The 26,242-nt window shown below is 63.9% G+C and carries 23 protein-coding genes and 2 tRNA genes; 5 read left to right on the top strand and 20 right to left on the bottom strand.

Annotated elements, in window-relative coordinates:
* The first annotated feature begins 24 nt into the window (after nt 1-24).
* On the top strand, nt 25-1,278 hold the full coding sequence (locus AB0N72_RS12680; RefSeq protein WP_363930725.1) for an aminotransferase class I/II-fold pyridoxal phosphate-dependent enzyme: 1,254 nt from the start codon (nt 25-27) through the stop codon (nt 1,276-1,278).
* A complete protein-coding gene (locus tag AB0N72_RS12675) occupies nt 1,275-2,063 on the top strand; it encodes a fused MFS/spermidine synthase (RefSeq protein ID WP_363930724.1) in 789 nt (262 codons plus the stop codon). Before AB0N72_RS12680 ends, AB0N72_RS12675 begins: the two co-directional genes overlap by 4 nt.
* Nucleotides 2,064-2,084: 21 nt before the next feature.
* Here AB0N72_RS12675 and rsmD read toward each other — a convergent pair whose 3' ends face one another.
* Genes rsmD through thiL form a run of 4 tightly spaced genes read right to left on the bottom strand, consistent with a single transcriptional unit; the run spans nt 2,085 to nt 6,958 of the window.
* Nucleotides 2,085-2,651 (bottom strand): 16S rRNA (guanine(966)-N(2))-methyltransferase RsmD, encoded by a 567-nt coding sequence (gene rsmD, locus AB0N72_RS12670; protein WP_363930723.1) that lies wholly within the window; start codon nt 2,649-2,651, stop codon nt 2,085-2,087.
* A 33-nt stretch (nt 2,652-2,684) separates the two neighbouring features.
* Nucleotides 2,685-4,940: an ATP-dependent DNA helicase RecG gene (locus AB0N72_RS12665; RefSeq protein WP_363930722.1), complete on the bottom strand. Its 2,256-nt coding sequence runs from the start codon at nt 4,938-4,940 to the stop codon at nt 2,685-2,687.
* Complete coding sequence (locus AB0N72_RS12660) at nt 4,930-5,937, bottom strand: DAK2 domain-containing protein (RefSeq protein ID WP_363930774.1); 1,008 nt, start codon at nt 5,935-5,937, stop codon at nt 4,930-4,932. The genes AB0N72_RS12665 and AB0N72_RS12660 overlap by 11 nt, the downstream gene beginning before the upstream one ends.
* A gap of 22 nt (nt 5,938-5,959) precedes the next feature.
* The gene (thiL, locus tag AB0N72_RS12655) at nt 5,960-6,958 is read right to left on the bottom strand and encodes a thiamine-phosphate kinase (protein ID WP_363930773.1); all 999 of its coding nucleotides are present in this window, start codon (nt 6,956-6,958) and stop codon (nt 5,960-5,962) included.
* 137 nt (nt 6,959-7,095) lie between these two features.
* On the opposite strand from thiL, the gene AB0N72_RS12650 reads away from it, so the two are divergent.
* Nucleotides 7,096-7,605: a DUF3515 domain-containing protein gene (locus AB0N72_RS12650; RefSeq protein WP_363930721.1), complete on the top strand. Its 510-nt coding sequence runs from the start codon at nt 7,096-7,098 to the stop codon at nt 7,603-7,605.
* A gap of 26 nt (nt 7,606-7,631) precedes the next feature.
* Here AB0N72_RS12650 and AB0N72_RS12645 read toward each other — a convergent pair whose 3' ends face one another.
* The 6 genes from AB0N72_RS12645 to leuC all read right to left on the bottom strand — a co-directional run bounded on the left by AB0N72_RS12645 (nt 7,632) and on the right by leuC (nt 14,208).
* Nucleotides 7,632-8,768, bottom strand: coding sequence for a D-alanine--D-alanine ligase family protein (locus tag AB0N72_RS12645; protein ID WP_363930720.1), 1,137 nt, complete (start codon nt 8,766-8,768; stop codon nt 7,632-7,634).
* Complete coding sequence (locus AB0N72_RS12640; protein WP_363930719.1) at nt 8,768-9,820, bottom strand: NAD(P)H-dependent glycerol-3-phosphate dehydrogenase; 1,053 nt, start codon at nt 9,818-9,820, stop codon at nt 8,768-8,770. The genes AB0N72_RS12645 and AB0N72_RS12640 overlap by 1 nt, the downstream gene beginning before the upstream one ends.
* Nucleotides 9,817-10,590, bottom strand: a complete 774-nt coding sequence (locus AB0N72_RS12635) for a lysophospholipid acyltransferase family protein (protein WP_363930718.1) — start codon at nt 10,588-10,590, stop codon at nt 9,817-9,819. Before AB0N72_RS12635 ends, AB0N72_RS12640 begins: the two co-directional genes overlap by 4 nt.
* 11 nt (nt 10,591-10,601) lie before the next feature.
* On the bottom strand, nt 10,602-11,927 hold the full coding sequence (gene murA, locus AB0N72_RS12630) for a UDP-N-acetylglucosamine 1-carboxyvinyltransferase (RefSeq protein WP_363930717.1): 1,326 nt from the start codon (nt 11,925-11,927) through the stop codon (nt 10,602-10,604).
* A gap of 210 nt (nt 11,928-12,137) precedes the next feature.
* Nucleotides 12,138-12,746 (bottom strand): 3-isopropylmalate dehydratase small subunit, encoded by a 609-nt coding sequence (gene leuD, locus AB0N72_RS12625; RefSeq protein ID WP_363930716.1) that lies wholly within the window; start codon nt 12,744-12,746, stop codon nt 12,138-12,140.
* Nucleotides 12,747-12,756: 10 nt separating this feature from the next.
* Complete coding sequence (gene leuC / locus AB0N72_RS12620) at nt 12,757-14,208, bottom strand: 3-isopropylmalate dehydratase large subunit (RefSeq protein ID WP_363930715.1); 1,452 nt, start codon at nt 14,206-14,208, stop codon at nt 12,757-12,759.
* Nucleotides 14,209-14,352: 144 nt separating this feature from the next.
* Between leuC and AB0N72_RS12615 the strand changes: the two genes are divergently transcribed.
* Both AB0N72_RS12615 and AB0N72_RS12610 read left to right on the top strand, forming a co-directional pair.
* The gene (locus AB0N72_RS12615; protein WP_014922101.1) at nt 14,353-15,072 is read left to right on the top strand and encodes an IclR family transcriptional regulator; all 720 of its coding nucleotides are present in this window, start codon (nt 14,353-14,355) and stop codon (nt 15,070-15,072) included.
* 2 nt (nt 15,073-15,074) lie between these two features.
* Nucleotides 15,075-15,611: a DUF1697 domain-containing protein gene (locus tag AB0N72_RS12610; RefSeq protein ID WP_363930714.1), complete on the top strand. Its 537-nt coding sequence runs from the start codon at nt 15,075-15,077 to the stop codon at nt 15,609-15,611.
* On the opposite strand, the gene AB0N72_RS12605 is transcribed toward AB0N72_RS12610, so the two are convergent.
* The 10 genes from AB0N72_RS12605 to AB0N72_RS12560 all read right to left on the bottom strand — a co-directional run bounded on the left by AB0N72_RS12605 (nt 15,608) and on the right by AB0N72_RS12560 (nt 26,223).
* Entirely contained in the window at nt 15,608-17,275 is a 1,668-nt protein-coding gene (locus AB0N72_RS12605; protein WP_363930713.1) for a GTPase, read from the bottom strand. The genes AB0N72_RS12610 and AB0N72_RS12605 overlap by 4 nt on opposite strands.
* Complete coding sequence (locus AB0N72_RS12600) at nt 17,272-19,077, bottom strand: dynamin family protein (RefSeq protein WP_363930712.1); 1,806 nt, start codon at nt 19,075-19,077, stop codon at nt 17,272-17,274. Before AB0N72_RS12600 ends, AB0N72_RS12605 begins: the two co-directional genes overlap by 4 nt.
* 96 nt (nt 19,078-19,173) lie before the next feature.
* Nucleotides 19,174-19,246, bottom strand: a tRNA-Glu gene (locus AB0N72_RS12595).
* Nucleotides 19,247-19,373: 127 nt separating this feature from the next.
* Nucleotides 19,374-19,445: transfer RNA gene (locus AB0N72_RS12590), tRNA-Gln, on the bottom strand.
* A 138-nt stretch (nt 19,446-19,583) separates the two neighbouring features.
* A complete protein-coding gene (locus AB0N72_RS12585) occupies nt 19,584-20,312 on the bottom strand; it encodes an HAD family hydrolase (protein ID WP_363930711.1) in 729 nt (242 codons plus the stop codon).
* Nucleotides 20,313-20,325: 13 nt separating this feature from the next.
* On the bottom strand, nt 20,326-21,846 hold the full coding sequence (gene gltX, locus AB0N72_RS12580) for a glutamate--tRNA ligase (RefSeq protein WP_363930710.1): 1,521 nt from the start codon (nt 21,844-21,846) through the stop codon (nt 20,326-20,328).
* A gap of 122 nt (nt 21,847-21,968) precedes the next feature.
* Nucleotides 21,969-22,745, bottom strand: coding sequence for a fumarylacetoacetate hydrolase family protein (locus AB0N72_RS12575; RefSeq protein ID WP_363930709.1), 777 nt, complete (start codon nt 22,743-22,745; stop codon nt 21,969-21,971).
* Nucleotides 22,746-22,768: 23 nt separating this feature from the next.
* Entirely contained in the window at nt 22,769-23,566 is a 798-nt protein-coding gene (locus tag AB0N72_RS12570) for an MBL fold metallo-hydrolase (RefSeq protein ID WP_363930772.1), read from the bottom strand.
* A gap of 369 nt (nt 23,567-23,935) precedes the next feature.
* A complete protein-coding gene (locus AB0N72_RS12565; RefSeq protein WP_363930708.1) occupies nt 23,936-25,048 on the bottom strand; it encodes a branched-chain amino acid aminotransferase in 1,113 nt (370 codons plus the stop codon).
* A gap of 122 nt (nt 25,049-25,170) precedes the next feature.
* A complete protein-coding gene (locus tag AB0N72_RS12560) occupies nt 25,171-26,223 on the bottom strand; it encodes a 3-isopropylmalate dehydrogenase (RefSeq protein ID WP_363930707.1) in 1,053 nt (350 codons plus the stop codon).
* Between the last annotated feature and the right edge of the window lie 19 nt (nt 26,224-26,242).

Genomic DNA, 26,242 nt, shown 5'->3' with positions numbered 1-26,242 from the left:
ACCCCATCGCTTTGCCGGGATACCATGGCTCCCATGGCATCAGCAGGCAGCAGCACACCGTTCACCGGAACATCAGCCGGGGCTCCGGCACCCTGGAAACGGGCCGCTGTTGGAGCCAACCTGCTTTCGCCCGCCGGCGACCTCGGAGTCACCATCTTCGAGGAGATGACAACCCTGGCAATGTCCACCGGTGCCATCAACCTGGGGCAGGGCTTTCCGGACGAGGACGGCCCCGCCGAGATAAAGGCTGCTGCGCAGGATGCCATCGCAGCAGGCGCCAACCAGTATGCACCGGGGAAAGGTGTTTCCGCGTTGCGCGAGGCCATCTCCGCGCACCAGCAGCGCTTCTATGGGCTTGATCCCGATCCCGAAACCGAAGTCCTGGTCACTACCGGGGCAACCGAGGCCATCGCAGCAGCACTGCTGGCCTTTGTCCAACCCGGAGACGAAGTCCTGACCTTCGAGCCCTTCTACGACTCCTATGGCGCCATCATTGGTATGGCCGGGGCCACGCACGTGACCGCTCCCCTGCTGGCTCCCGACTTCCTGCCCGATAACGCCACGCTTGAAGAGTCCTTCAGCAGCAGGACGAAAATTGTCCTCCTGAACAACCCGCACAACCCCACCGGTGCTGTCTTTCCCGAGAGCGTGCTCTCCAGGATCGTCGAGCTGGCCACCAAGTACGGCGCCATCATCGTCAGTGACGAAGTGTACGAGCATCTCACCTTCGGGGTGCCGCATATCCCCGTGGCCACCATCCCCGGTGCCGCCGAACGGACCATCACCATTTCGTCCGCGGGAAAGACTTTCTCTTTCACTGGCTGGAAAATCGGCTGGCTCAGCGGCCCGGCACACCTGGTGGCCGCAGTTCGCACTGTGAAGCAGTTCCTGACCTACAGCTCCGGAACGCCCTTCCAGGGTGCCATCGCGGTGGGACTTGGCCTTCCCGATACCTTCTACACCGGCATTGCCGATACCCTGCGTCACAAACGCGACATCCTGGCCGAAGGCCTCCGTGAAGCCGGGTTCGGCGTCTACAACCCCAGCGGTACCTACTTCATCAACGTCGATACCTCGCCACTGGGCATCCGGGACTCCGTCGACCTCGCCAGGCGCCTGCCCGCACTTGTTGGCGTGGCCGCCATCCCGGTTCCCGTCTTCTGCCATCCGGAAGGTGCCGAACGCACCCGGAGCCTGCTGCGGTTTGCGTTCTGCAAAAAGATCGATGTCCTCGAAGATGCGGCCGGACGCCTTGCCACGCTCAGGGACCGGCTGTGAAACCCCAGGATCCCGGTCATTCCGCGCGCTTCCTGCGCACCACAGGCCAGCACGCCACCATCGAACCGGATCCCCTGGTGGAGGGCAGTTTCATCCTGAGCATCGGCGGCGCTGAACAATCCCACGTCAACCTGGCAGAACCTGCCGAGATCTTTTACGAATATCTACGCAGGATCGGCCACGTGGTGGATCTGGCCGCCGAACCCGGTAAAGCTATCCGGGCCCTGCATCTTGGCGCCGGAGCACTCACGCTGGCCCGCTACATCCAAGCCACACGGCCCGGCTCCGAACAGTACGCCGTTGAACTGGAACGCGAGCTCCTGGATTTTGTCCTCCAAAAACTGCCCATGCCTGCAGGGACAAAGCTGAACACCCACATCGGCGACGCCCGCGACGCGTTGGCGGAGCTGCCCACCGAACCCGGGTTCGACGTCGTGATCCTTGACATCTTCTCCGGGCCAGAGGCGCCTGCGCACATCGCCTGCCGGGAGTTCTATGACGAGGCTGCCGCCCGGCTGTCTCCCCATGGCGTCCTGATAGTCAACGTGGGTGACGAACCTGCCCTTACCCTTGTCCGCAGCCAGGTAGCGGCGCTGCGGGAGGCCATGCCTGACGTCGCCGCCTTCGCGGAAACCGGGATGTTCGCAGGCCGTTATCCGGGGAACATCATCCTGGTTGGCACCCGCAAGCCATGGCCCGCGGAATGGACAACGGAACTCCTGAACCGGGGACCACACCCGGCAAGCGTCCTCCAGGGCGTGGACCTGGACGGAATCAGCGACTAGCAGCGCATTGGAGGCATAAGGCTAGGCAGGTTCGGCGAACCAGAGCTTCGTTTCGCCGTACTTCTTGTCGGCGAAACACTCCAAGGCTTCCGGCCACTCAGGTTCGGGACTGCGGGAACTGCGCTCCACCACCACCACGGCGGCGTCGTCCAGGTGGGGAGCCAACTTCGCCAGTACCGCACCGAGGGCCGGCTCTTCCAACGGATAGGGCGGATCGAGGAAGACCAGGTCCCATACGGCCTGGTCCCCCGCCCGCTCCAGGAATGACTCGACCTTGGAACGATGGACCGAGACCTTCTTTGTTCCAAGGCTCTGGTTGACCAGGTCCGCGTTCCGCTGGCAAACATCGCTGGCCCGGGCATCGAACTCCACAAGGTCCACGCTGCGGGCTCCCCGGCTCGCGCTCTCAACGCCCAGGGACCCCGAACCTGCGTACAGGTCGAGAACCCTGGCGTCGTCAATGACCGCCAACGATTCCAGCCGTGAGAACAGCGCCTCCTTGACGCGGTCCGTGGTGGGTCGCGTGGCCGTCCCGGGGACGCTTGCCAAAGGGTTGCCTCCGGCGACTCCGGCGATGATCCGGCTCACTGACGCCCTCCCTGTGGACGCTGCCTCAGGCTTCTAACCGCGTTCAAGGAACGCCTCCTTCTCGGGGTTCAAGTATTCATCAATCGCGGCGGCGAGGGCCGGCTGACCTTCCAACGCAGGGTCCTGCCCTACCAAAGCCTGTGCATCAGCCCGTGCACGGGCAATGATGTCCTCGTGCTCAAGGACCCGGAGCAACTTCAACGTGGAGCGCCCACCGGACTGGGACGCCCCCAGGATGTCACCCTCCCGGCGCAGCTTCAGGTCCTCCTGCGACAGCTCAAATCCGTCGGTGGTGGAGGCGACCGCCTCCAAGCGTCGACGACTAGGGTGCCCCGGTTCCAAGGTGGTCACCAGGAGGCATGTTCCCGGAAGTCCACCACGACCCACACGGCCACGTAGCTGGTGGAGTTGCGAGATGCCAAAACGATCGGCGTCCAGGATCACCATCAACGTGGCATTGTGGACATCCACGCCCACTTCAATGACGGTTGTGGACACCAGCACCTGGGTCTGGTTGGACGCAAACGAGGCCATGGTCTCGGACTTCACCTGCGGATCCTGCCGACCATGAAGCGGTGCCACGGTTACGCCCACAAGGGATGGCTCCTGAACGAGGCTCTCGACGACGGCCGTCACCGACGCGAGCTCCCTCGCCGTTCCTTCGTCCGAAAGCGAGGCGTCGCTTGGTTCCGATTCCCCCGGACTGAAGTCGCCGTCGTCGTCCGATCCGATCTTGGGGCACACCACATAGACCTGGTGCCCGGATTCGACCTCTTCACGCGAACGCTTCCAGATCCGGTCCGCCCATCCAGGGTTTTCTGAAAGGCCTACCACATGCGTGGTAATGGGTGCACGGCCGGCTGGAAGTTCGTCAAGGATGGAAGTCTCGAGGTCACCAAAAACGGTCATCGCTACGGTACGCGGAATGGGCGTTGCGGTCATCACCAGCAAGTGCGGAGGCCGCTGGGCTTTCGCCCGGAGCGCATCACGTTGCTCCACTCCGAAGCGGTGCTGCTCATCCACCACGATCAGGCCGAGGTCCTGGAAGCTCGTCTTGTCGCTGAGCAAGGCGTGCGTGCCAATAACGATCCCGGCGTTCCCCGACGCCGCATCCAGCATTGCCTGCTTCCGGGCGGCCGTGGGCATGGAACCGGTCAGCAGCGTTACCTGGACAGCTTGCTGCTCCGAATCTCCGCCAAGCATGCCCGCCCCACCGAACATGTGGTCACGGGCCAGCGGGCCAAGGGTCCGCCGGATGGAATCGAAGTGCTGGGCAGCCAGGACCTCGGTCGGTGCAAGAAGGGCAGCCTGCCCGCCCGCATCAACCACTTGGAGCATGGCCCTCAGGGCAACGATGGTCTTGCCGGAACCCACTTCTCCCTGCAGGAGCCGGTTCATGGGGGTATCCCGGCCGAGCTCTTCGGCAAGCGTTTTTCCGACGGCGGACTGGCCGGCGGTCAGCGTAAACGGCAGGTTCTGGTCGAACTTGCTGAGCAGGCCGCCGGACAAGGGGCGCCTGGCAGTTGCTTCCTCGGCGGCAAGCTGGGCACGCCTGCGGGCCAGCGCGGTTTGGAGGACCAAGGCCTCCTGGTAACGGAAACGTTCCTGCGCCTGCTGCCAGTCCTTCGGAGTCTCGGGCGAGTGAATGAGCCGGTACGCTTCCGCGACGCTGAGCAAGCGGTCCCTGCCGGCAATGGATGCTGGAATGGGGTCCTCAAGCGCATCAAGGTCCAGGGTTTGCAGCAGCGCTGTGATCACTTTATGGATGGACCAGCTGGTCAGTTTGGCCGTTGCCGGATACACCGGAATCGGCATTGCAGCGAGCTTCGCGGGGTCCATGGAGCCCTCAGCGTCAGGGTCCTCGTCCAACAACAGGAAGTCCGGATTGGTCAGGCCAAGAGCCCCGCCATAGCGGCTGACCTTCCCTGAAAACATGGCCCGGCGACCGGGCAGGAGTTCCGCCTTCGCCCTGAACCCGTTGAAAAAACTCACCTTCAGGGTCCCCGGAACGCCGCTTCCGCCGGCTTCATCGGTGACGACCACGTCCGTGATGGATCCCCGCCGGGCACGCATCTGCCTGGTGCTGTTGGACAAGACGCGGGCTATCAGCGTGACCTCTTCGTCCAACGGCAGGTTGCTGATGGGGGTCAGCTCACCTCGGCTCAGGTAGCGCCGTGGGAAGTAGTTCAGCAGGGCACCGGTTGTTTTCAGGCCCAGGTGTTTGTCGATAACAGCCGCGGACCGCTTACCGATCCTGCGTTCGAGGGGCAGCTCCAGTTCAGTAATCATGCCGGGGCTGGTCTGAATCATGCCGGGGCAAGGCGAGCTGGCTGACGGCGATATCCGTGGGCTCGCCGAGCGAACGGATCAGTTCGACGGCGGGCGCCGGGTCCGGGACGTGGACGTGCACGCGCCACCGGTAGCTGGCCTCCATGGTGGATTCCTCATCCTCGTCGTCGTTTGCCTGGGTACCGCCCACCTGGCTCATGATGACCGAATCACCCATCTCATCCAGCCTTTGGCGCAGGATGGCCGCATTGAGCGGGGAAAGACTGATGGTGCACATGACCTCCACGCCGTCATCGGCCGGCATGTGTTCATGGATGTGTGGATCCTGCAGCTTGTAGCCGTGCAAGCCATCCAGGATTTCATCCTGCAGTTCCTCGCCCAGTACCGCCGATCGAAGGCAGTCCAGCACCAGCAGCATGCCGACGCCACCGGCATCGACCACGTGCGCTTCCTGCAACTGGACCAGCTCATCCTCCGTGCGGAGAACAGCCTGATAGGCGGCCTCCACCACGGCATCCAGCGACAAGCCGAGCGCATGGTTGCTGTCGTCGCCGTCCTGTTCAGCGTCTACCCGTTGGGCGGCATGTGCGGCAGCTTCCAGGACCGAGAGCATGGTTCCGGCCACGGGTTCACTCAGCGCAGACCACGCACGGATTTGGGCCCTGTTCAAAGCAGTGGCCAGGAGCGGGGCACTGAGGCGGCTCTTGCCGGCCAAAGGCTCGGCCGCGGCGCACAGAAACACGGCGAACAGCGTTCCGGAGTTGCCGCGCGCCTGTTCCATGGCTGCCTGTCCGGCCTTCGAGAGCACGGCGCCAACATCGTGGCCGGATTCAGGGGCGTCGGGCACGGGTTCACCCAACGCAGAAACGGCAGCACGGACGGTCAGGTAGAGGTTGGTGCCCGTGTCGCCGTCGGCAACCGGAAAGATGTTGATCGCATTAAGGCGGTCGCTGTGGTTCCCGAGGACCACCTCTGCTTTGCCGAGCCAACGCTTCATGGCGTGCGCATTCGCGGCGATCTTAGTCTGCAAAGTGATCCCATCCAACGGTGTCAGCAGCATGCCCGGCAATCCGGACCCCGCTGCCTGGCGGCTCGACAACGGCTTGAACTGAGCCTATCGCAGTGAAGCCCTGCGGCAGCTGAATTCCTGCTGGGAACGTGGCCAGCAGCCCATGGTCCTCTCCCCCGCCCAAAACCCATGGCATCGCTTCCAGACCCAGCAAGGCGGCCGCCGGTTCCAGCATGGCGGCATACTTTTTCAACACCACGGGATCAAAATCCAGCACAGCATCACTGGCGGTGGCGAGCCGGCCGCCATCGCGCAGCAAGCCGTCAGAAATGTCCAGCATGGCAGTGGCCCCGGCAACGGCAGCAAGCGGTCCGGCTGCCAGGGGCGGCACCGGCCTGCATTGGCTGTCCATGAGGCCCCTCAACTCGTCGTTGAGTTCTTCAAACTGGACATCGCTCTCCAGCAATGCCAAGCCCGCCGCCGCGCGTCCCAGCGTCCCGGCTACGGCTACGACGTCGCCGTCACGGGCCCCCGAGCGCAGCACCGGCGTCCTTCCCGCAAGCGTCCCGACGACGGCGACGGTCACCGCGATCTCGCGGCCGCGGCCGAGGTCGCCCCCGGCAACAGAGCAGTCCGGGGCGCCCAACGCCACGATGGCCGCTGTGAGGCCGTCCGCAAAAGCCTCCACCCAGTCGACCGGAGTGGATGGCGGCATGGTGAGGCTCACCACAAGCGAGGTGGCGCTGCCACCCATCGCGTTGATGTCACTGAGGTTCTGCGCCGCGGCCTTCCAGCCGACGTCGTATCCGCTGGTCCGGTAGCCGTTGTTCCACAGCAACCTGAAGTCCTGGTCCTGGGTTTGGGTGTCTATGGATATCAGGGTGCGGCCATCCGGGGCAGCGACGAGGGCGGCATCGTCCCCGGGACCCAGCAGGATGCCGGGGCTGCTGTTCAGCCGGGGAAAGATCCGGGCCAGGAGCTCCGGCTCCGAAAGGTCTTGGACGGTCATTTGTTCTGCGGGCACGGCTCTACGCTATCGCGATCCACCGACACGATAACGACGCACGGGCCAGGAGACACCTTCGCGGCTATGTGACCGGGGCTACTCAAGTCCGGCCCGCGCTGCGTGCGGGATAGGCTGGAGGAATGCATCGAAAGACCCTCCGCCGTACCGCCATGTCCATTTCCATGGCCTCTGCAGCCGTGTTCGCTTTGTCGGCCTGTTCACCTGCCGTTGACGTGACCGCTGCCACGGACGCCGCGAACCCGGCCTGCGCCCCGATGATGGTGGCCCTGCCCGACAAGATCGGCGATGCTGCCCTCCGCAAGACGAACAGCCAGGCGACGGCGGCATGGGGAGACCCGTCGCAGGTCATCCTCCGTTGCGGCGTCAATGTGCCTGGACCCACCACCGACCGCTGCGTCAGCGTGAACGACATCGACTGGGTCATCAAGGAAGGCGATCCCGTCTATACCCTCACCACGTTTGGACGTGAACCGGCGACGGAAATCCTGATAGACCCGGTCAAACTGGAGGCCGCCAACATCAGCTCCGCAACCGTCCTCACGGAGCTCGCCGCCGCCGTCGGGAAAATCAAGGCGACCGGCAAGTGCGTGGGCCAGGAAGACCTCCAGAACCTGCCTTCGAGCAAGTAACGTCAGGCCCGCACGCCGGCCTTGGACTACCGCAGGCCTGTCTTGCGGGTCAGTGCCAAGTGGATCAGTTCGTCGATCAGCTCACCGTAGGCCAGTCCCGAGGCAGCCCACATCTGGGGGTACATGCTCTTGGGGGTGAAGCCGGGCATGGTGTTGATCTCATTGATGATCAGCTCACCGGCCGGAGTGTAGAAGAAGTCCACCCGGCTCAAGCCCTCTGCCCCAACGGCGTCGAATGCCACTGCGGCCAGTTCACGGACCCGGGCAATCGCTTCGTCCGGCATGTCGGCAGGGCAGCTCAGTGCTGCCGCCCCGTCCTCAACGTACTTGGCAGCGAAGTCGTAGAACTGGTGCTCGCCGGCAGCAACGGCGATTTCACCAGGCATGGAAGTACGGGGTGCATCGGTTCCACGTCCCTGCAGAACGGCGCACTCGATTTCCCGTCCCACGATCCCCGCTTCGATGACCAACTTCAGGTCGTGGCGGCGGGCTTCCTCAATGGCGGCATCCAGGCCATCCAGCGAGTCCACCTTGGAGATTCCCATGGAAGAACCAGCGCGGGCGGGCTTGACGAATACCGGGTATCCAAGCTTGTCCACGCGCTTGCGGACGGCTTCGGCATCGGTCACCCATTCGCGGTCCGTTACTGCCACGTAGGGGCCAACCTTCAGGCCTGCCGACTCGAAGACCACCTTCATGAAGTGCTTGTCCATTCCCACTGCGGAGGCCAGCACGCCGGCGCCCACGTAGCGGGTGTCGGACAACTCCAGGAGGCCCTGGATGGTGCCGTCCTCGCCCCAAGGACCATGGAGCAAGGGAAACACGACGTCCACGGTGCCCAGTTCCTGGGGAACGGCATTGGGCTCGGTAACGATCAGCTGGTGCTCACCGCCGATTTCTGCCAACGTCACGGTCTTGCCGGACGACGCGACCTCGGGAAGCGCCGTGGAGCTCAACGACCACTGGCTGGTGTCGCCTGAAGCCAGGACCCACTGGCCCGACTTCGCGATCCCGATGGGGATGACCTCGTACTTGTTGGTGTCGATGGCTCCCATGACGCCAGCGGCCGTGACACAACTGACAGCGTGTTCGCTCGAGCGGCCACCAAAAAGGATGGCTACGCGGGGTTTTGCCTTTGCGGCAGTGGGTTCTTCAATCACCATCAGTAGTCGCCTTCGGACTTCAGTGCCCGGGCCAGCAGTCGCGGTCCCAGGTCATCAACGGACATTCTGCCTTCAAGCACGGCCACTACGGCTGCGGTGATGGGCATTTCGACGTTCAATTTTCCGGCCAGTTCGTGCACTGCCGGACCGGACTTGATGCCTTCAGCAGTCTGCGTCATCTCTTCGGCAACCTGCTCCAGGCTGAGACCTTCACCCAGCAAGCGGCCGGCAGTGTGGTTGCGGGAGAGTGCGGAGGAGCAGGTGGCAACGAGGTCGCCGAGGCCGGCCAGCCCGGCCATCGTGTGGGCTTCACCGCCAAGGGCCAAAGCCAGCCGCGACGTTTCAGCAAGCCCCCGGGTAATCACCGAGGCCTTGGTGTTGTCGCCCATTTGCCGGCCTTCGCAGATCCCCACGGCAAGGGCAATCACATTCTTGACGATCCCGCCGATCTCCACACCCACAACATCCGTACTGGTGTAAGGGCGGAAATAGGGTGCCGTGCAGCACAACGCAATCGCTGCGGCGGTATCACCGTCACTGCAGGCAACTACGGAGGCAGTTGGTTGCTCCCGGGCAATTTCCATCGCCAGGTTGGGTCCGGAAACCACAGCAACACGTGTGTCCGAGAGACCAAGTTCCTGGGCAATAACCTCGCTCATGCGCGCGTCCGTGCCCAATTCCAGGCCCTTCATGAGCGATACAACCACTGCCTCCGATGACAGCAGCGGCTTCCAGTCACCCAGCTGCGGCCTCAAGGACTGGGCCGGTACGGCCAAGACCACGAGGGTCGCGTCCTTCAAAACCTCGGCCACATCCGTGGACGCAGTGATGGACGCGGGGAGGTCAATGTCCTTCAAATACTGCTCATTGCGGTGAAGCGAGTTGATCTGCTCCACCACCTCGGGGCGGCGCCCCCAGATTCGGATGCTGCGTTCAACGCCTGAAGCACTGGCCGCGTCCGCGAGGATCTTCGCGAACGTGGTTCCCCAGGACCCTGCGCCCAGGACGGCCACTGTGGTGGGAACGAAGCCAGCGCTTTCGATCACCGTCACTTGCCGTCCTCCGGATCCTGGGCCTCGGAGGGAGTGCCCTCCACAAAACGGCCGTGCTTGGACTGCTTGTGCAGCGCTGGGTCCCATCGTTCAGCGGGTGCCTTTTCGCCACGGAGCGTCTCCTGGAGCGCCGTGATGGCGTCCATGATCACATCGGTGGCCTCGGTGAGGGTAGTCCGGTCAAGGGGCCGGTCTGCGAAGGCACTCAGATCCACCGGTTCCCCCACAAGGACCCGGACGGTTTTCCGAGGAAACACATGGAAGCGCTTGGCATAGCGGGGAAAGACCTCTTGCGCGCCCCAATGGGCTACGGGAACCACAGGCGCACCCGTTTGCAAAGCAAGGCGGGCAGCCCCGGTGTGGCCCTTCATCGGCCACAGGCCGGGATCCCGGGTAAGGGTTCCTTCCGGGTAGATGATGATGGCGCCACCGGCGTCCACCACCTCCTTGGCGAGCTGCAGCGAGCGGTTCGCTCCCGCCGTCGAGCGTTCAACCGGGATCTGTTTCGCGGCACGCAGAAGGCTTCCCAGCACGGGCACCTTGAAGAGCCCGGATTTCGCCAGAAAGTGCGGTGGCCGCTTCTGGTTGTACACCATGTGTCCCACCACAATCGGGTCAATCTCGGTGCAGTGGTTGGGTACCGCGATGAAGCCGCCCGCGGGAAGATTCTCGAGGCCTTCCCACTTCTTTGCCATCAACAGGTTCATCGCCGGACGTGCAATGCCCGCCAGCAATATGAACATGGCACGGCTCGTGGCCGATTCCTTCAAAGGATCCCCCGCTACTTGATGGTGGTGATGTCGAAATCGGCGCCCAGGGCAGCCAGCTTCCCGGTGAAGCGCTCGTAGCCGCGGTTGATGATGTCGATTCCCGTGACCCTGGATGTTCCGGTGGCAGCCAGCGCCGCAATGAGGTGGCTGAAGCCGCCGCGGAGGTCGGGGATGTCGATATCGGTGCCCCGAAGAGGCGTTGGGCCTGAAATCACGGCGGAGTGGAGGAAGTTCCGCTGACCGAAGCGACAGGGAACGCTGCCAAGGCACTCGCGGTGCACCTGGATGTTCGCTCCCATCCGGGCCAAGGCCTCGGTGAAACCAAAGCGGTTCTCATAGACGGTTTCATGGACAATCGACACGCCCTCGGCCTGGGTCAGTGCAACCACCAGAGGCTGCTGCCAGTCGGTCATGAACCCGGGGTGGACGTCCGTCTCGAGGACCAGTGGGGTGAGCTTTCCACCTTGGTGGTAGAAACGGATGCCGTCATCTCCGATGTCCATGCCGCCGCCGACCTTGCGGTAGGTGTTCAGGAACGTCATCATGTCCCGCTGGGAGGCGCCTTCAACGAAGATGTCACCGCGGGTTACCAAGGCCGCGGAAGCCCAGGAAGCGGACTCGTTGCGGTCAGGGAGTGCACGGTGGTTGTACCCACGGAGGTCCTTGACGCCCTCGATGCGAATGGTGCGGTCCGTCTGGACGCTGATGATGGCGCCCATCTTCTGGAGGACGGCGATGAGGTCGATGATCTCAGGCTCAGTCGCTGCGCCAATAAGCTCCGTGATGCCTTCGGCGCGGGTTGCGCTGAGCAAGACCTGCTCGGTAGCTCCCACTGAGGGATAGGGCAGGGAAATCTTGGCACCGTGAAGGCCATGGGGTGCCGAAATGTGGATGCCGCCGGGGCGCTTTTCCACGACCGCACCAAACTGACGAAGTACGTTCAGGTGGTAATCAATGGGCCTGTCGCCGATCTTGCATCCGCCAAGGTCGGGAATGAAGGCCTCGCCGATCGCGTGGATCAGGGGCCCACACAGCAGGATGGGAATGCGCGAATCGCCCGCATGGGCATCAATCGCAGTGCTTGATGCCGTCTTGGCTTCTGTCGGATCCAAGGTGAGGTCGCCCGATACCGGATCCTTCACCACGGTCACCCCGTGCAGCTGCAGGAGGCTGGTGACAACCTCCACATCCTTGATCTCCGGCACGTTCCTCAGCACCGATGGTTCACTGCCCAGCAGCGCGGCCACCATGGCCTTGGGCACAAGGTTCTTGGCACCGCGAACGGTCACTCGTCCGGTTAACGGGACGCCACCGCGGATTGTCAGAACACTACTCATCTATACCGGTTTCCTCACGACTACTCGCCCCCCAAACTTACAAAGGCTCCAGCTAAGCATAGAAGCTCGCGTTACCGAACCGAAATGGACCCGCCCCGCGCCGCGAGGATCCTTCTCCGGTAAATGCTCCGCAAAAAAGGACCGCCGGGCCCCTGAAAAGGGCTCCGGCGGTCCTCTGTCCGCAGAAAATCAAGCTGTGCGCCGGCCAGGTCAGTGGGCGTCAACCTTCGCCGGGATGGTCTTGGGCTTGAAGGAGGGGCGGGTGGCTTCGTAAGCGGTGATGTCCTCTTCGTGCTGGAGGGTCAGCCCGATGTCATCCAGGCCCTCCAGGAGGCGCCAGCGGGTGTAGTCGTCGATGTCGAAGGGCGCCACCACGTTGCCGCATTCCACCGTTTTGGACACGAGGTCCACCTTGACCTCGGTGCCCGGTGCATTCTCCAGCACCTTCCAGATCAGTTCGATGTCGTCCTGGGCAACCTGCGCGGCGAGGAGGCCCTGCTTGCCGGAGTTGCCACGGAAAATATCGGCAAAGCGGGAAGAGAGGACTGCCTTGAATCCGTAGTCCTTGAGTGCCCAGACGGCGTGTTCACGCGATGAGCCGGTACCGAAATCAGGTCCGGCAACAAGCACGGAACCGGCGTTGAATGGAGCCTGGTTCAGGATGAAGGACTCGTCCTTGCGCCAAGCAGCGAACAGGGCGTCCTCGAAGCCGGTCCGGGTAATGCGCTTGAGGTACACGGCCGGAATGATCTGGTCGGTGTCCACGTTGGACTGGCGCAGCGGGACCCCGATGCCGGTGTGTGTTGTAAAAGCTTCCATGGGGATCCTCCTAGACTGCGATTCCGGTCAAAGTGCCTGTGGTGGCCGACTCGAGGTCCGACGGCGAGCTCAACGTACCGCGGACGGCTGTGGCTGCGGCAACGACGGGAGAGACCAGGTGGGTGCGGCCGCCCTTGCCCTGCCGGCCCTCAAAGTTGCGGTTGGACGTCGAGGCACACCGCTCCCCCGGCTCCAGCTGGTCCGGGTTCATGCCCAGGCACATGGAGCATCCGGCAAAGCGCCACTCAGCACCGAATTCCTTGAAGACCTTGTCCAGGCCCTCCGCTTCGGCTTCCAGCCGGACACGGGCCGAACCGGGAACAACCAGCATCCGGACATTCGGATCCTTTTCCCGGCCGCGGATGATGTCCGCTGCAGCACGCAGGTCCTCGATGCGGGAGTTGGTGCACGAACCCAGGAAGACAGTGTCCACTCGGATGTCCTTCATGGGGGTGCCGGCCTCCAGGCCCATGTACGTCAAGGCACGCTCGGCGGCAGCCTTGGCGTTCTCGTCACCGAAGTCCTCCGGGGACGGCACCTTCGCGGAGAGGGAAACACCCTGGCCCGGGTTGGTGCCCCAGGTCACGAACGGCTCAAGCGTGTCAGCGTCCAGGTCCACCTCGACGTCGAACGTGGCGTCCTCGTCGGTGTGCAGCGTGTTCCAGTATTCGACGGCGGCATCCCAGTCGGCGCCTTCGGGCGCGTGGGGTCGGCCCTGCATGTAGTCGTAGGTGGTCTGGTCGGGGGCGACCATACCGGCGCGGGCGCCTGCCTCGATGGACATGTTGCAGATGGTCATGCGGGCATCCATCGACAGTGCACGGATCGCGGAACCACGGTATTCCAGGACGTAGCCCTGTCCGCCGCCGGTGCCGATCTTCGCGATGACAGCCAGGATGATGTCCTTGGCAGTGACGCCGGGACGCAGGGTGCCCTCGACATTGATGGCCATGGTCTTGAACGGCTTCAAGGAAAGCGTCTGGGTGGCCATGACATGCTCCACCTCGGAGGTGCCGATGCCCATGGCCAACGCACCGAAGGCGCCATGCGTAGAGGTGTGCGAGTCACCGCACACGACGGTCATGCCCGGCTGCGTGAGGCCCAGCTGGGGGCCCACCACATGGACGATGCCCTGTTCCTTGTCACCCAGCGAGTGCAGGCGGACGCCGAATTCCTTGCAGTTGGCACGGAGGGTTTCGATCTGGGTGCGGCTGGTCAGGTCGGCAATTGGCTTGTCGATGTCCAGCGTAGGAGTGTTGTGATCCTCCGTGGCGATGGTCAGGTCCACGCGGCGGAGCTTGCGGCCGGCCAGGCGCAGTCCCTCGAATGCCTGCGGGGATGTCACTTCGTGGACGAGGTGAAGGTCGATGAAGAGAAGATCGGGCTGGGCGTTGGCTCCTTCGCCTTCACCCTTGCGCACGATGTGTGCGTCCCAGACTTTCTCGGCCAGTGTCTTTCCCACGGCCTTGCTCCCTTCACTGCGGTTGGCATGTTGCATTGATCTTTGCCCACTTAAACGTGGTCTTGTTCCACTGAAGCAGCAGCGCTGCGAAATAGGCCAGCGAAACAACTTGCATCTCAGATATTGAGACGGCAATATCATTACATGGACAATTCTAGTGGAGTCGGTGTCATTGATAAAGCGGCACAGGTGCTCGATGCCCTTGAGGCAGGACCAACAACACTTGCCCAACTCGTAGCAGCAACCGGCCTCGCCCGCCCCACGGTTCACCGCCTCGCATTGGCCCTGGTCCACCACCGGCTCGTCAGCCGCGACATCCAAGGGCGTTTTGTCCTGGGCAGCAGGCTCGTCGAGCTGGCTTCCGCTGCCGGGGAGGACCGGCTGATCGCCTCTGCGGGGCCGGTGCTCATCCAGCTTCGCGACGCGACGGGCGAAAGCGCCCAGATTTTCCGCCGCCAGGGTGACTGGCGTGTTTGCGTGGCCTCGGCCGAGCGTCCCATCGGTCTCCGCGACACCATTCCTGTGGGCACGCAGTTGTCCATGAAAGCAGGATCGGCCGCGCAAGTACTGCTCGCCTGGGAAGACCACGACCGCCTCCTGGAAGGACTGCAGAACGCCCGGTTTACACCGACCGTTTTGGCAGGAGTACGACGCCGGGGCTGGGGTCAGAGCCTCGGCGAGCGCGAGCCTGGGGTCGCCTCGGTTTCAGCTCCGGTCCGCGGACCGTCCGGCAGGGTCATCGCGGCAGTGTCCATTTCGGGGCCCATCGAACGCCTCACCCGCCAGCCCGGCCGCCTGCACGCCGAAGTGGTTTGCAATGCAGCACGGGTCCTGACCGAGGCATTGCGGAAGAACAACGACTAGCCATGGAGACCTACGCCGTTTTCCTGCGCGGGATCAACGTGGGAGGCATCAACATCAAGATGGCCGATCTCAAGGCCGCGCTCCAGGACTACCCATTTTCCAAGGTAAAGACGCTGCTGGCCAGCGGAAACGTGGTGCTGCAAAGCGACCTCGGTACCAAGGACGTCAAGGCAGAGTTTGAAAAGTGCCTGCGCGATGCCTTCGGCTATGACGCGTGGGTAGTGGTTCTGACCTCAGCGAGGGTCGCCGAACTGGTCGATGCCTGCCCCTACCCGGCAGATGACAAGTCGACGCACAGTTACATCACCCTGGCCTCCGATACAGCCATGCTTGACGAGCTCTTCGCCGCTGGCGACTCCCTGGAAGGCGTGGAGCAGGTGCGCCTGGGCCCGGAGGCCTCCGCGTGGTTGGCACCCGCCGGCGGGACGCTGGACAGCCCCGTCAGCAAGCTCTCCGCCAAGCCACGCTACAAGGCAAGCACCACCACCAGGAACCTCCGTACGCTGGTCAAAGTCAGGGATGCCGCCGCAGCCCTCTAGTCGGCGGGCTCCTTGGCCTTTGTGAATCCGGGGCTTTGCAATCCCTGGCCCGGGCGTGCAGCTTTCAATGCAGCGTTGAAGGCCTTCAACCGCGTGATTTCCACGTCCACGGGTTCCACGATCCGTTGCTCCGCTACGACTGCCACGGCAGCTTTCAGGCGCTTGGCCGCCCCCGAGGCCCTGATGCGCGCGGCCCAGCCACCCAGGATGCGCCCGGCAATGGCCAGCAGCACTCCCAACACAACTCCCCCGGCCACCATAAGGGTGGGCCAGGGCCATCCTTCCGTGCGCGGAACTTCCGGCACGGGCATTTGGAAGTAGCCCAGGGCCGCCAGGACGCCAAGCCAGCCCAGGCCACCGACCGCCAGCAGGAGCGCAAACCACTGCAAGGTGTTGAACAGCAGCCACCACAGGGGACGTTTCGCAGTCTTCAAATCTGTTCCGGCAATGGCCTGGTCCAGGGCATCGGGCAGCTGTTCCCGACCGTCCCGCGCAGCTCCCCGAATGGACGCGCGCCATGGGCCGGGAGCGCCCGTCGAGGCCTCATCCGCGAACTCCCGGACTGCCGCATCCGTCCGGGCGCGCTCAGGTGCTCCGGCTGGAGGCAAGGATGTCCGGCTCAACTCAGGCTTGGTATCGTTCCTGCCCAGGTTCAGCCGGCGCAAAGGATCGGGGCGGAATCGCAACAGCCACCGCGTCACAGGCCATCCTGTCCTGCGGGCCGATTCCCTCTTGAAGGAACGCTGAACGGCGTCCACCACCACAGGTACGTTGGCCGCCGTCGCCAATTCCGCGGCCAGGCGCGATCTTGCGCCCGACTTGATTCCCCGGGCCTCGCCGTCGCCGGAGGCCGCGGCCAGCCCGGCGGCAGCCCTGGCGATATCGGCAGCCAAGCGCTGGGTAGCCGCCTCCCGCTGGACCGCGACGTTCCTGATGGCCCTGCGGACAGCAGGGACGCCGTCGCCGGTCAGCGCTGACGCGCCCATCACGCGAACCGTGCCCAGGCCATCGCGCGCCAGGATCCCTTCCAAGGACTCCATCACGGCGGCAGCATCGGGGGCGCTGAGCTTGTCTATCTGGTTCAGCACAACCAAGGTGACGGCACCGTGGGAGGCCATGGGACGCAGGAACTCGTTGTGCACGGCAGCGTCGGCGTATTTCTGCGGGTCCATCACCCACACCAGGACATCCACCACGCCCACCATGCGCTGGACGATCACGCGGTTTTCGAGCCGGGTGGAATCGAAATCCGGCAGGTCCAGGAGAACCAGACCCGCATCCTCACCGGCAAGACCGGGAACCGGTGGCAGGGCGTGACGGTCCGACACGCCCAACCAATCGAGCAGCGGACCGCTGCCCTCTTCACCCCAGATGCCCGCCAAAGGCTGCGAAGTTGTCGGACGGCGGGCCGTCGCAGTTGCCAGCTCGCTGCCGGACACGGCGTTGAACAGCGAGGACTTGCCGCTCCCTGTGGCACCGAAGAAGCCCACCACCGTATGCCCTGCCGACAACGAACGCCGGGATGCAGCGCGCTCAAGAACGTCATGGACGGATTGGAGTTCCTCGTCAGGAAGGACGCCCTCGGCAAGTTCACGCGCCGTATTCAGTGCTTCAAGCCTGCGCTGCAATTGGGATGCCTCGCGCACCAGGCTGTGGCGGCTCATGCGGCCCCTGCCAGCCGGCGGAGGGCCTTGGCGTGCAGCAGGAGATCCTTGCCTGAGCCGGGCTTGGCAGCCTCGAGCCGGCCGAGGAAACGGTGGCGTTCATCATCGAGCAGACGCTGGCATTGCGTGTGGAGATCCTGCCTGGCCTGCTGGGCAAGACGACGGACAGCGTCCTCGCCGAACACCGCTTCCAGCAGCTTCTGGCCCACTACCGCAGTTCCGCCGGCGATACCGATCTCCAACCCACTTAGTCCTGCCGTCATCGAGAACACCACCACCATAAGCGCAGCACCCAGGCCATTGACGCCGAAGGACAGCCACCGCGCCTGGGTCCGCTTGCCCTGGCCTTGCGTGCGGATCATTTCCATCAGGCCCTCCTGCCAGGTACGGATGGCCGCGGCAGCCCTTTCGTCGAAACCCTCGCTGGTCCCGGAGAGGTCATCGGGGCCCAGCAGATGGCGCCCCGCCGGGTCCGACCGCCAGCGCCTGTCGACGTTTTCGGCAGCGTTCGCGGCTTCGTCAAGGATCACGGCCTGCAGCCCGGTTTCGATCGCGGTCTCCACCTTGATGGCCGGGGCCGGCTCGCCACGGAAAAAAGCGCCCATCCTGTCCCTCATGCGGCCGATGTTCTGTTCCAGGGTCCGGAAGAACTCCCCCGTTCCCACGAAGTCCTGCCATCGCGCCAGCACTTCGCCCCGGAGCAGCGCACCGTCCTTGGTGGCTTCGAGGATACGGGCCAGCGCGTGCTCATATTCCGCTGTGCATGCGCTTTCCAGGTCACGGGCGGCAGCTTCCTGCGCCGACGCCGCACCGGCTATTCCCTCCAAACGGACGCTCACGGCCTTCACGGCCCCGTTGAGCGTCCGGCGGGCGACATCGGCACGGCCGGAGGCGTTGGCAGCCAAGGACCCCAACCACCGCCGCAATGGCTCCACCGCACCCTCCGGCAACATTCCAAGCCCGTCCAGGGCGCTTTCGGGCACAACAAAGAGCTTCGAATCCCCGAGGCCCTGGCGGTCCAGCATTGCCTGGAGGTCGGTCCTGACTTCCTCCTCGGCCTCCGGCGGCACGCGGTCCAGGACCACGGCCACGGTGATATCCCGCGAAGCCGCATCCAGAAGCAGCCGCCAGGGAACGGCGTCGGCGTATCGGTTTGCGGTGGTCACAAAGATCCAGAGATCCGCTGCGGCCAGCAGTTGCCCGGCGAGCCTGCGGTTATCGTCTGAAATGGAGTCCACATCCGGGGCGTCCAGGAGTGCAATCCCCTGGGGCACCGCTTCGTGTCCCAGCAACACCAACGACGTGATCGCCTGTGCATCCGGTGCGGCGCCGGCCCGGTTGGCCGGGGCAGGAACTGCCGAGACCGTTCCCCGGATCCGCTGCAGGCTCGGCAGTATCCTCTGTCCTTCAAACCACTCGGCGTCCGTGGGGTGGTGCAGGAGGATCGGCTGGCGTGTTGTGGGCCTGATGGCTCCCGCACGGGTTACCGGAAACCCCACCAGTGCGTTGACCAGCGTCGATTTGCCGGCACCGGTTGAACCGCCGACGACGGCCAGCAGCGGTGCGTCCAGGCTGCGGTAGCGGGGAATGATGTAGTCCTCGAGCTGCGCCAGGGACTCATTGATCCACCGGCGTGCTTCCTGCGCCTCAGGCATCGCGAGGGGAAGAGTGGTGGCCGCAAGTCCCGCGCGTGCAGCTTCCAGGGTTTCGACGGCGGCTGCCGCACCGTGCGGAGCAGACCGTGGCACGGCAGGTGGCACGGGGCTGGCTCGGGAAGCTGTGGGGTCTTCGTTTGCGGTCACAGCATCATCATGCCAGCCCGGTCGGCTTCAGGAGGGCCGGCAGGCGCAACGTGAAAAAGAAATCCCCCGGAACGTGTGTTCCGGGGGATTCATTTGTGACCCCAGCGGGATTCGAACCCGCGTTACCGCCGTGAGAGGGCGGCGTACTAGGCCGCTATACGATGGGGCCTTGCACTTTTTTGTCACCGTTTCCGGCGATCAAGCTGAATGAGTATTTCATACTTTCAGCTTCGCTCCAAATCGCTTCCGCGGCTTGGAGGTTCCGAATTTCCGGCGTATTTACGCGGATTTCAGAGCTGGGATACCAGGACTCGAACCTAGAATGACGGTACCAGAAACCGTAGTGTTGCCAATTACACCATATCCCAAAGTGACTTTTGGACCGGAGTTCCCCGCCTCGGTTTCCCTTGGCTTTTCCCTCCGTGCCCCTCAGCACGAGTAATGACTCTACCGGAGTCTTGCCACCTGCACAAATCGGCGAGCCGTTACCTGCATCACATGAAAAGTCACGCTGCAGTGGAAGCCGTGGCCAGCAACTGCGAGAGTGAATCCACCTGAGGGCCGGTGAACTCTTCCACCACCTCACCGGTTCTGTTGAGCCAGACGCCCACGAGTCCGGCCGCGGTGGCACCGTCGGCGTCGAGCAGCCGGTTGTCACCGACGTAGAGGGTCTCCCCCGGGTTGGTTCCCAGGAGTCGAACGCCTTCGAGGTAGATGGCGGGATCAGGTTTGGGGACACCCACGGTGTCCGTTCCCACCAGCGTTGTGATCCGCGCCAGGCCGGCACCGTCCAGCTTGGCGCGCTGGTAATCGTGGACGTTGTTGCTGACCGCCCCGTAAGGTACACCAGCGGCATCGAGGGCGTCCAGCACTTCTTCGACATCGCCAAAGGCCCGCACATACGAGGTCTGCCGTTGGTGGTATTCAGCAACCCATGCCTGGGCTTCCTCGCCGTCTTCGAGCTCCACGCCAAAGTGGCCCAAAGCTGCCCGCCCGCGAAGGAGCCGCTGCTCATTGAACGTCAGCTCCCCGGCCAGGTAACGGTCGTAGAAGTGGGTGGTTTCGTGCGTGAAAATACGGCCGAACTTCACCCACCCGGCCTGGTCAAGGCCGGGCAGGAGATGTTCGCTGACGTCACGCAGCGCCGTCGTCATGGCGTATTCAAGGTCCACCAGGGTGTCATCGATGTCGAAAAGGACACCGCGGATGTCGCCGAACGCAGTTGCAATCGCCATGGCCGGTGCCGTCCTAGCCGCGGAAAGCGCGAACGCGGGCCAATGAGGAATCCTTGCCCAGGATCACCATCGACTCGAACAACGGCGGGGAAATGCGGCGCCCGGAGATGGCCGTACGGACAGGCCCGAAAGCCGCCCGGGGCTTGATGCCCAGGTCCTCCACCAGTGCCTGCTTGAGCGCGGTCTGGATGTTCTCCGCCGTCCACTCGTCAATGGGCTCCAAGGCCGCGAGGGCAGCGTCCAAAACCTCCTCCAGGTTGGCTGGGAGACCCTTTCGGGCGTCGTCCGCAATGTCGATCGCGTCATCGGCCTTGAACAGGAACGCCAGCATTTCAGGAGCCTCGCCCAGCAGGGTGATGCGTTCCTGGACCAGCGGAGCTGCTTCTGCGAGGATCTCCTCCTGGCGGGCAGTAAGGATCTCGCCCACGAATCCGGCAGCGCGGAGGTAAGGAACCAGGCGCTCCTTGAAGTCCTCGGGAGAGAGCATCCGCACGTGGGTTCCGTTGATGGCTTCAGCCTTCTTGATGTCGAAGCGTGCAGGATTGCCCAGGACATCGTGGATGTCGAAGTTTGCCACGAGCTGCTCCACCGTGAAGATGTCCTCGTCAGCGCTCAGGGACCAGCCCAGAAGCGACAGGTAGTTGAGCAGGCCCTCGGGGATGAAGCCACGTTCACGGTGCAGGAACAGGCTGGACTCGGGATCACGCTTGGACAGTTTCTTGTTGCCCTGGCCCATGACATACGGGAGGTGGCCGAACTCCGGCATGTACTCGGCAACACCGATCGCGTAGAGCGCACGGTAAAGGGCGATCTGGCGGGGTGTGGAGCTCAGCAGGTCCTCGCCACGCAGAACGTGCGTGATCCCCATCAATGCGTCGTCCACCGGGTTCACCAGCGTGTACAACGGGGCACCGTTGGCACGGACCACTGCGAAGTCCGGAACGGAACCGGCCTTGAAGGTGATCTCGCCGCGGACGAGGTCGTTGAAGGTCAGGTCCTCGTCGGGCATGCGGAGGCGCAGGACGGCCTCGCGGCCCTCAGCCTTGAACTGTGCAAGCTGCTCCTCGGTGAGGTGACGGTCAAAGCCGTCATAGCCCAGCTTGGGGTCCCGCCCTGCTGCCTTGTGGCGCGCCTCGATCTCGTCCGGCGTGGAGTACGACTCGTAAACGTGTCCCCCGGCCTTGAGCTTGGCGATCACGTCCTGGTAGATCTCGCCGCGCTGCGACTGGCGGTATGGCTCGTGCGGTCCGCCGACCTCTACGCCTTCATCCCAGTTGATGCCGAGCCACTTGAGCGCATCCAGAAGCTGGTGGTAGCTCTCTTCGCTGTCGCGGGCAGAGTCGGTGTCCTCGATCCTGAAGATCAACTTGCCGCCCGTGTGGCGTGCGTAGGCCCAGTTGAACAGGGCGGTGCGGATCAGGCCAACGTGCGGCGTTCCCGTGGGCGACGGGCAGAAACGTACACGGACCGGGGTCTCGGCGTTGACGGCAGGAATGGCGCTGGAGGCAGCGGCGGACGCAGAAGCAGTAGTCATAGTAGTTCCAACTTTACCGCTTGGCGTCGTCTCGGATTCCCCGCCGAAAGTGCCCGACGGCGGTACCCGCCTTGCGTACGAAAGGTGGGTACCGCCGTCGTGCCTTTGATGCCTCCGGCTCCCTAGCGGCGAACCACCGGGTTGGACAACCGGCCGATGCCTTCGATCTCCACTTCGAAGCGGTCGCCCTCGCTGACAAGACCGACGCCGGCCGGGGTGCCTGTCATGATGACGTCGCCCGGCAACAGGGTGAACGCGTGCGAAACGATCGAGACGAGTTCGCGCACGCCACGGATCATCTGGTTGGTGCTGCCATCCTGGCGAAGCTCACCGTTGAGCCGGCCCTGGATGGAGAGGTCCTCGTGGTCGAGCTCTGTTTCGATCCACGGCCCGAGCGGGGCGGATGTGTCGAATCCCTTGGCCCGGGCCCACTGGAGGTCCGTCTTCTGGACATCCCGGGCCGTGAGGTCGTTGCCGCACGTGTAGCCGAAAATGACGTCGTCCACGCGATCTTCCGGGACGTCCTTGCAGATGCGGCCAATCACCACGCACAGCTCAGCCTCGAAGGAGACCTCTTCGGAGAACTCGGGAAGGACGATGGGATCGTTCGGGCCGATCACTGACGTGTTCGGCTTGAGGAAGAGCAACGGCTGCTGCGGCACTTCATTGCCTAGCTCCGCAGCGTGCTCCGCGAAGTTCCGGCCGACGCCAATGACCTTGCTCCGCGGAATGATCGGAGCCAGGAGCCGAACGTCCTCCAGCTTGTGCTTCACGTGGGTACGTTCGACGCCGTTGAAGAAAGGGTCGCCGTTGATGACAGTGATTTCCTCACTGCCGGGCTCGCCTTCCACGACGCCGTAAAGGGGATCAGAATCAACTACAAACCGGGCGATACGCATGGGTTCAAGCCTACAGTCATGCCCTAGCTCCGGAGGTAATCCAACTGTGCCGCGACGGAGGTCTCAGCCGCCCACCTGACGGAAGGATCGACGTCGGCGTACACCACGTCCGTCACCTGGGCGACGGTGGCGTCCTTGCCCACCTGGGCAAGGGCTGCCCGGATCTGGTCCAGGCGCTGCTGGCGATGACTGCGGTACTCGCGGCACTTCTCGTCGAGGGCAGGAAGAACCGGGCCGTGGGCAGGGAGAAGTGTTGCCGGTCCGAGGGCTTCGAGTTTGTCCAGGCTGGCAAGGTAATCCCCCAGCCGGCCATCCGGGTAGTCCAGCACTGTGGTGCCCCGGCCCAGGATGGTGTCGCCTGTGAGGACCGAGCCGGTGGGGCCATCGGAGGGGAGCTGGAAGCATACGGAATCGGAGGTATGGCCCGGGGTTGCGACGACGCGGATTTCAGTGCCTCCGGCGTTGATGACTTCACCGTCCTGGAGCGGCTCGCCGCCATGGCAGTGCTCCTTCAAGGCCGCTCGGACAGGTGCACCGGTCAGCTCATGGAAGCGGGCGGCGGCTTCGGTGTGGTCGGCGTGGCGGTGGGTGATAAGAATCAGGTCCACCGGACCGGCGGCAGCCAGCTCAGCCAGGTGCTGTTCATCCTTGGGGCCTGGGTCCACAACGGCGGTGCGGCCGGAACCCGGTGCGCTGATGATGTAAGAGTTGGTGCCGTCCAGGCTCATCGGGCCCGGGTTGGGGGCGAGCCTGAAGCGTGTCAGATCGCTGCTGCCCTGCAAGGAGGAACCGCCCGTGGGCGTGCTGTCCGGAGTCGCCATTGGTTCAGAAGTCACAGTCCCATCTTGGCATCCTTCCGATCCTCATCCACATCCCACGGCCTTCAACCCCAACCCTCCATCACGTCCCACGGCCTTCAACGCCAACCCTCCACCACATGCGCGTCTTCCGGATAAGTCCGGCGCGGGACTGGCCACCCCAAACACCCGGGATGTGAACGAGCGACCCACCCCAAACACTCAGGATGTGAGCGAGCGATCGACCCAAGCACCCAGGATGTGACCGAGCGATCGACTCAAGCACCCGGGATGTGAACGAGCGTCCGGGAAGCAGGACGGCGGCCGGTCACCTTGACTACCAAGGTGACCGGCCGCCGTCGGGCGCTTAATGGTTCTACGAAATCCTGCGGATCAGACCAGGCGGGTAAGCCAGCCGTGAGTGTCCTCGACGGTTCCGGTCTGGATACCCAGGAGCTTCTCGCGGATAGCCATGGTGGTTTCCCCGGCCTTGGCATCTTCTGCCCCGATGAACTCGGTTGCATCCTTGAGGACACCGATCGGCGTGATCACAGCCGCAGTACCGCAGGCGAACACTTCAGTGATCTCACCGGAAGCAACGCCATCGCGCCACTCGTCCAGGGTGATCTTCCGCTCGGAGACTTCACGGCCCATGTCCTTGGCCACCTGGATCACGGACATGCGGGTGACGCCCTCGAGGATGGTGCCGCTCAGCGCGGGAGTCACCAGCGAGCCGTCCTTCATGACGAAGAAAACGTTCATGCCGCCGAGTTCTTCCACGGCGTCGTCGTTGAAGTGGTCCAGGAACAGCACCTGCTTGCAGCCGTTTGCTTCAGCTTCCTGCTGTGCAATCAACGAGGCGGCGTAGTTGCCGCCGCACTTGGCGGCACCGGTCCCGCCACGGCCGGCGCGGGCGTACTCGCGGGAGATCCAGATGGAAACGGGCTTGAGTTCGCCGCCGAAGTAGTTGCCGGCCGGGGATGCGATGACGCGGAAGGACACCTCGCGGGCAGCCCGGACGCCGAGGAAAGCCTCGGTGGCTATCATGAACGGACGAAGGTACAGGGCTTCGCCGTCGCCCGACGGAACCCATTCCTGGTCTGCCTGCACGAGTTCGCGGATGGCGCCGAGGAAGTACTCCTCCGGCAGTTCCGGCAGTGCCAGGCGGCGGGCCGATTTGTTCAGGCGGGCCGCGTTCGCTTCGGGCCGGAAGGTCCACACCGAACCATCGGCGTGGCGGTAGGCTTTCAGGCCCTCGAAGATCTCCTGGCCGTAGTGCAGGACGGCGGCCGAAGGGTCAAGCGAGATGGGGCCATAGGGCTCGATCCGGGCATTCTGCCAACCGCCAGTGCCATCGGCGTCGACCTTGTAGTCGACGACGGCGGTGTGGTCGGTGAAGTAGTCGCCAAATCCCGGGTTCGCCAGGACGGCTGCACGCTCCTCAGCAGACTTCGGGTTTTCCGAGAGCTGCTGGCTGAATTCGACGCCATGGGCAGTCTGAGTCATGTTTCCTCCACAGTCAGCTACCTGGCATGGCGAACCGGGACCCCTTCAAAACGGGATGGTTCAGCGATGGACCAGGGAAGCAGATAAATAATTCAAGACAAGCTTACGCCTGGGTGATGGGCCTAAAGTGCGGCCGCAATGGCGTCGCCAATGGCAGCGGTGCTGCGGGGCGCGCCGTCACGGTTCTCGACGTCGGCAACAACTGCCGCTTCGATCTTCCGGGCCGCCGTGGTGTAGCCAAGGTGGTCCAAAAGGAGCACTGCGGAGAGGATGGCCGCGGTGGGATCGGCTTTCTGCTGTCCGGCGATATCCGGAGCTGAGCCGTGGACGGGTTCGAACATGGATGGTGCCGTGCGGTCCATGTTGATGTTCCCCGACGCCGCCAAGCCGATACCGCCCGTGACGGCAGCGGCGAGGTCGGTGAGGATGTCGCCGAAAAGGTTGTCGGTGACGATCACATCGAAACGCGAGGGATCAGTGACCATGAAGATGGTGGCCGCGTCGATGTGCAGGTAATCGTGGGTGACGTCCGGGAACTCCTGGGCCACTGCCTCAACCGTGCGCTTCCACAGGTGTCCCGCGAAGACCAGGACATTGTGCTTGTGGACCAGGGTGACGTGCTTGCGCGGACGCTCGCTTGCACGGCGGAAGGCATCGCGGACAACGCGCTCCACTCCATGCGCGGTGTTAAGGGAAACTTCCGTGGCAACTTCGTGCGGGGTGCCGCCACGCAAGGTACCACCGTTGCCCACGTAGGGGCCCTCGGTTCCTTCCCGGACCACGATGAAGTCAATGGTGCCGGGGTTGGCCAAAGGGCTGCCAACGGTTCCATACAGCCGGGACGGGCGCAGGTTTACGTAGTGGTCCAGGCTGAAGCGGAGCTTGAGGAGCATTTCGCGTTCGATGATGCCCGAGGGAATCCGGGTGTCGCCCGGAGCGGCTCCCACGGCACCAAAAAGAATGGCATCGCGGGTCCGGAGGTCTGCAAGGACCTCGTCCGGCAGCGTCTCGCCTGTCTCAAGCCAGTGCTGGGCACCGAGCTTGTAGTGGGTCTGCTCGAGGGCGACACCTTCGGAGGCGACAGCCTTTTCCAGGACCTTGACGGCTTCGGCGATGACCTCGGGGCCAATACCGTCACCGGGGATGACAGCGAGATTGATGGACGATGCACTCATACGTCTATCTAGCCAAGCA

Source organism: Paenarthrobacter sp. NPDC089307 (assembly GCF_040685055.1).
Taxonomy (GTDB): Bacteria; Actinomycetota; Actinomycetes; order Actinomycetales; family Micrococcaceae; genus Arthrobacter.
Note: the sequence above shows the minus strand (reverse complement) of the source record. Positions and strands in the feature narration are given on the sequence as shown.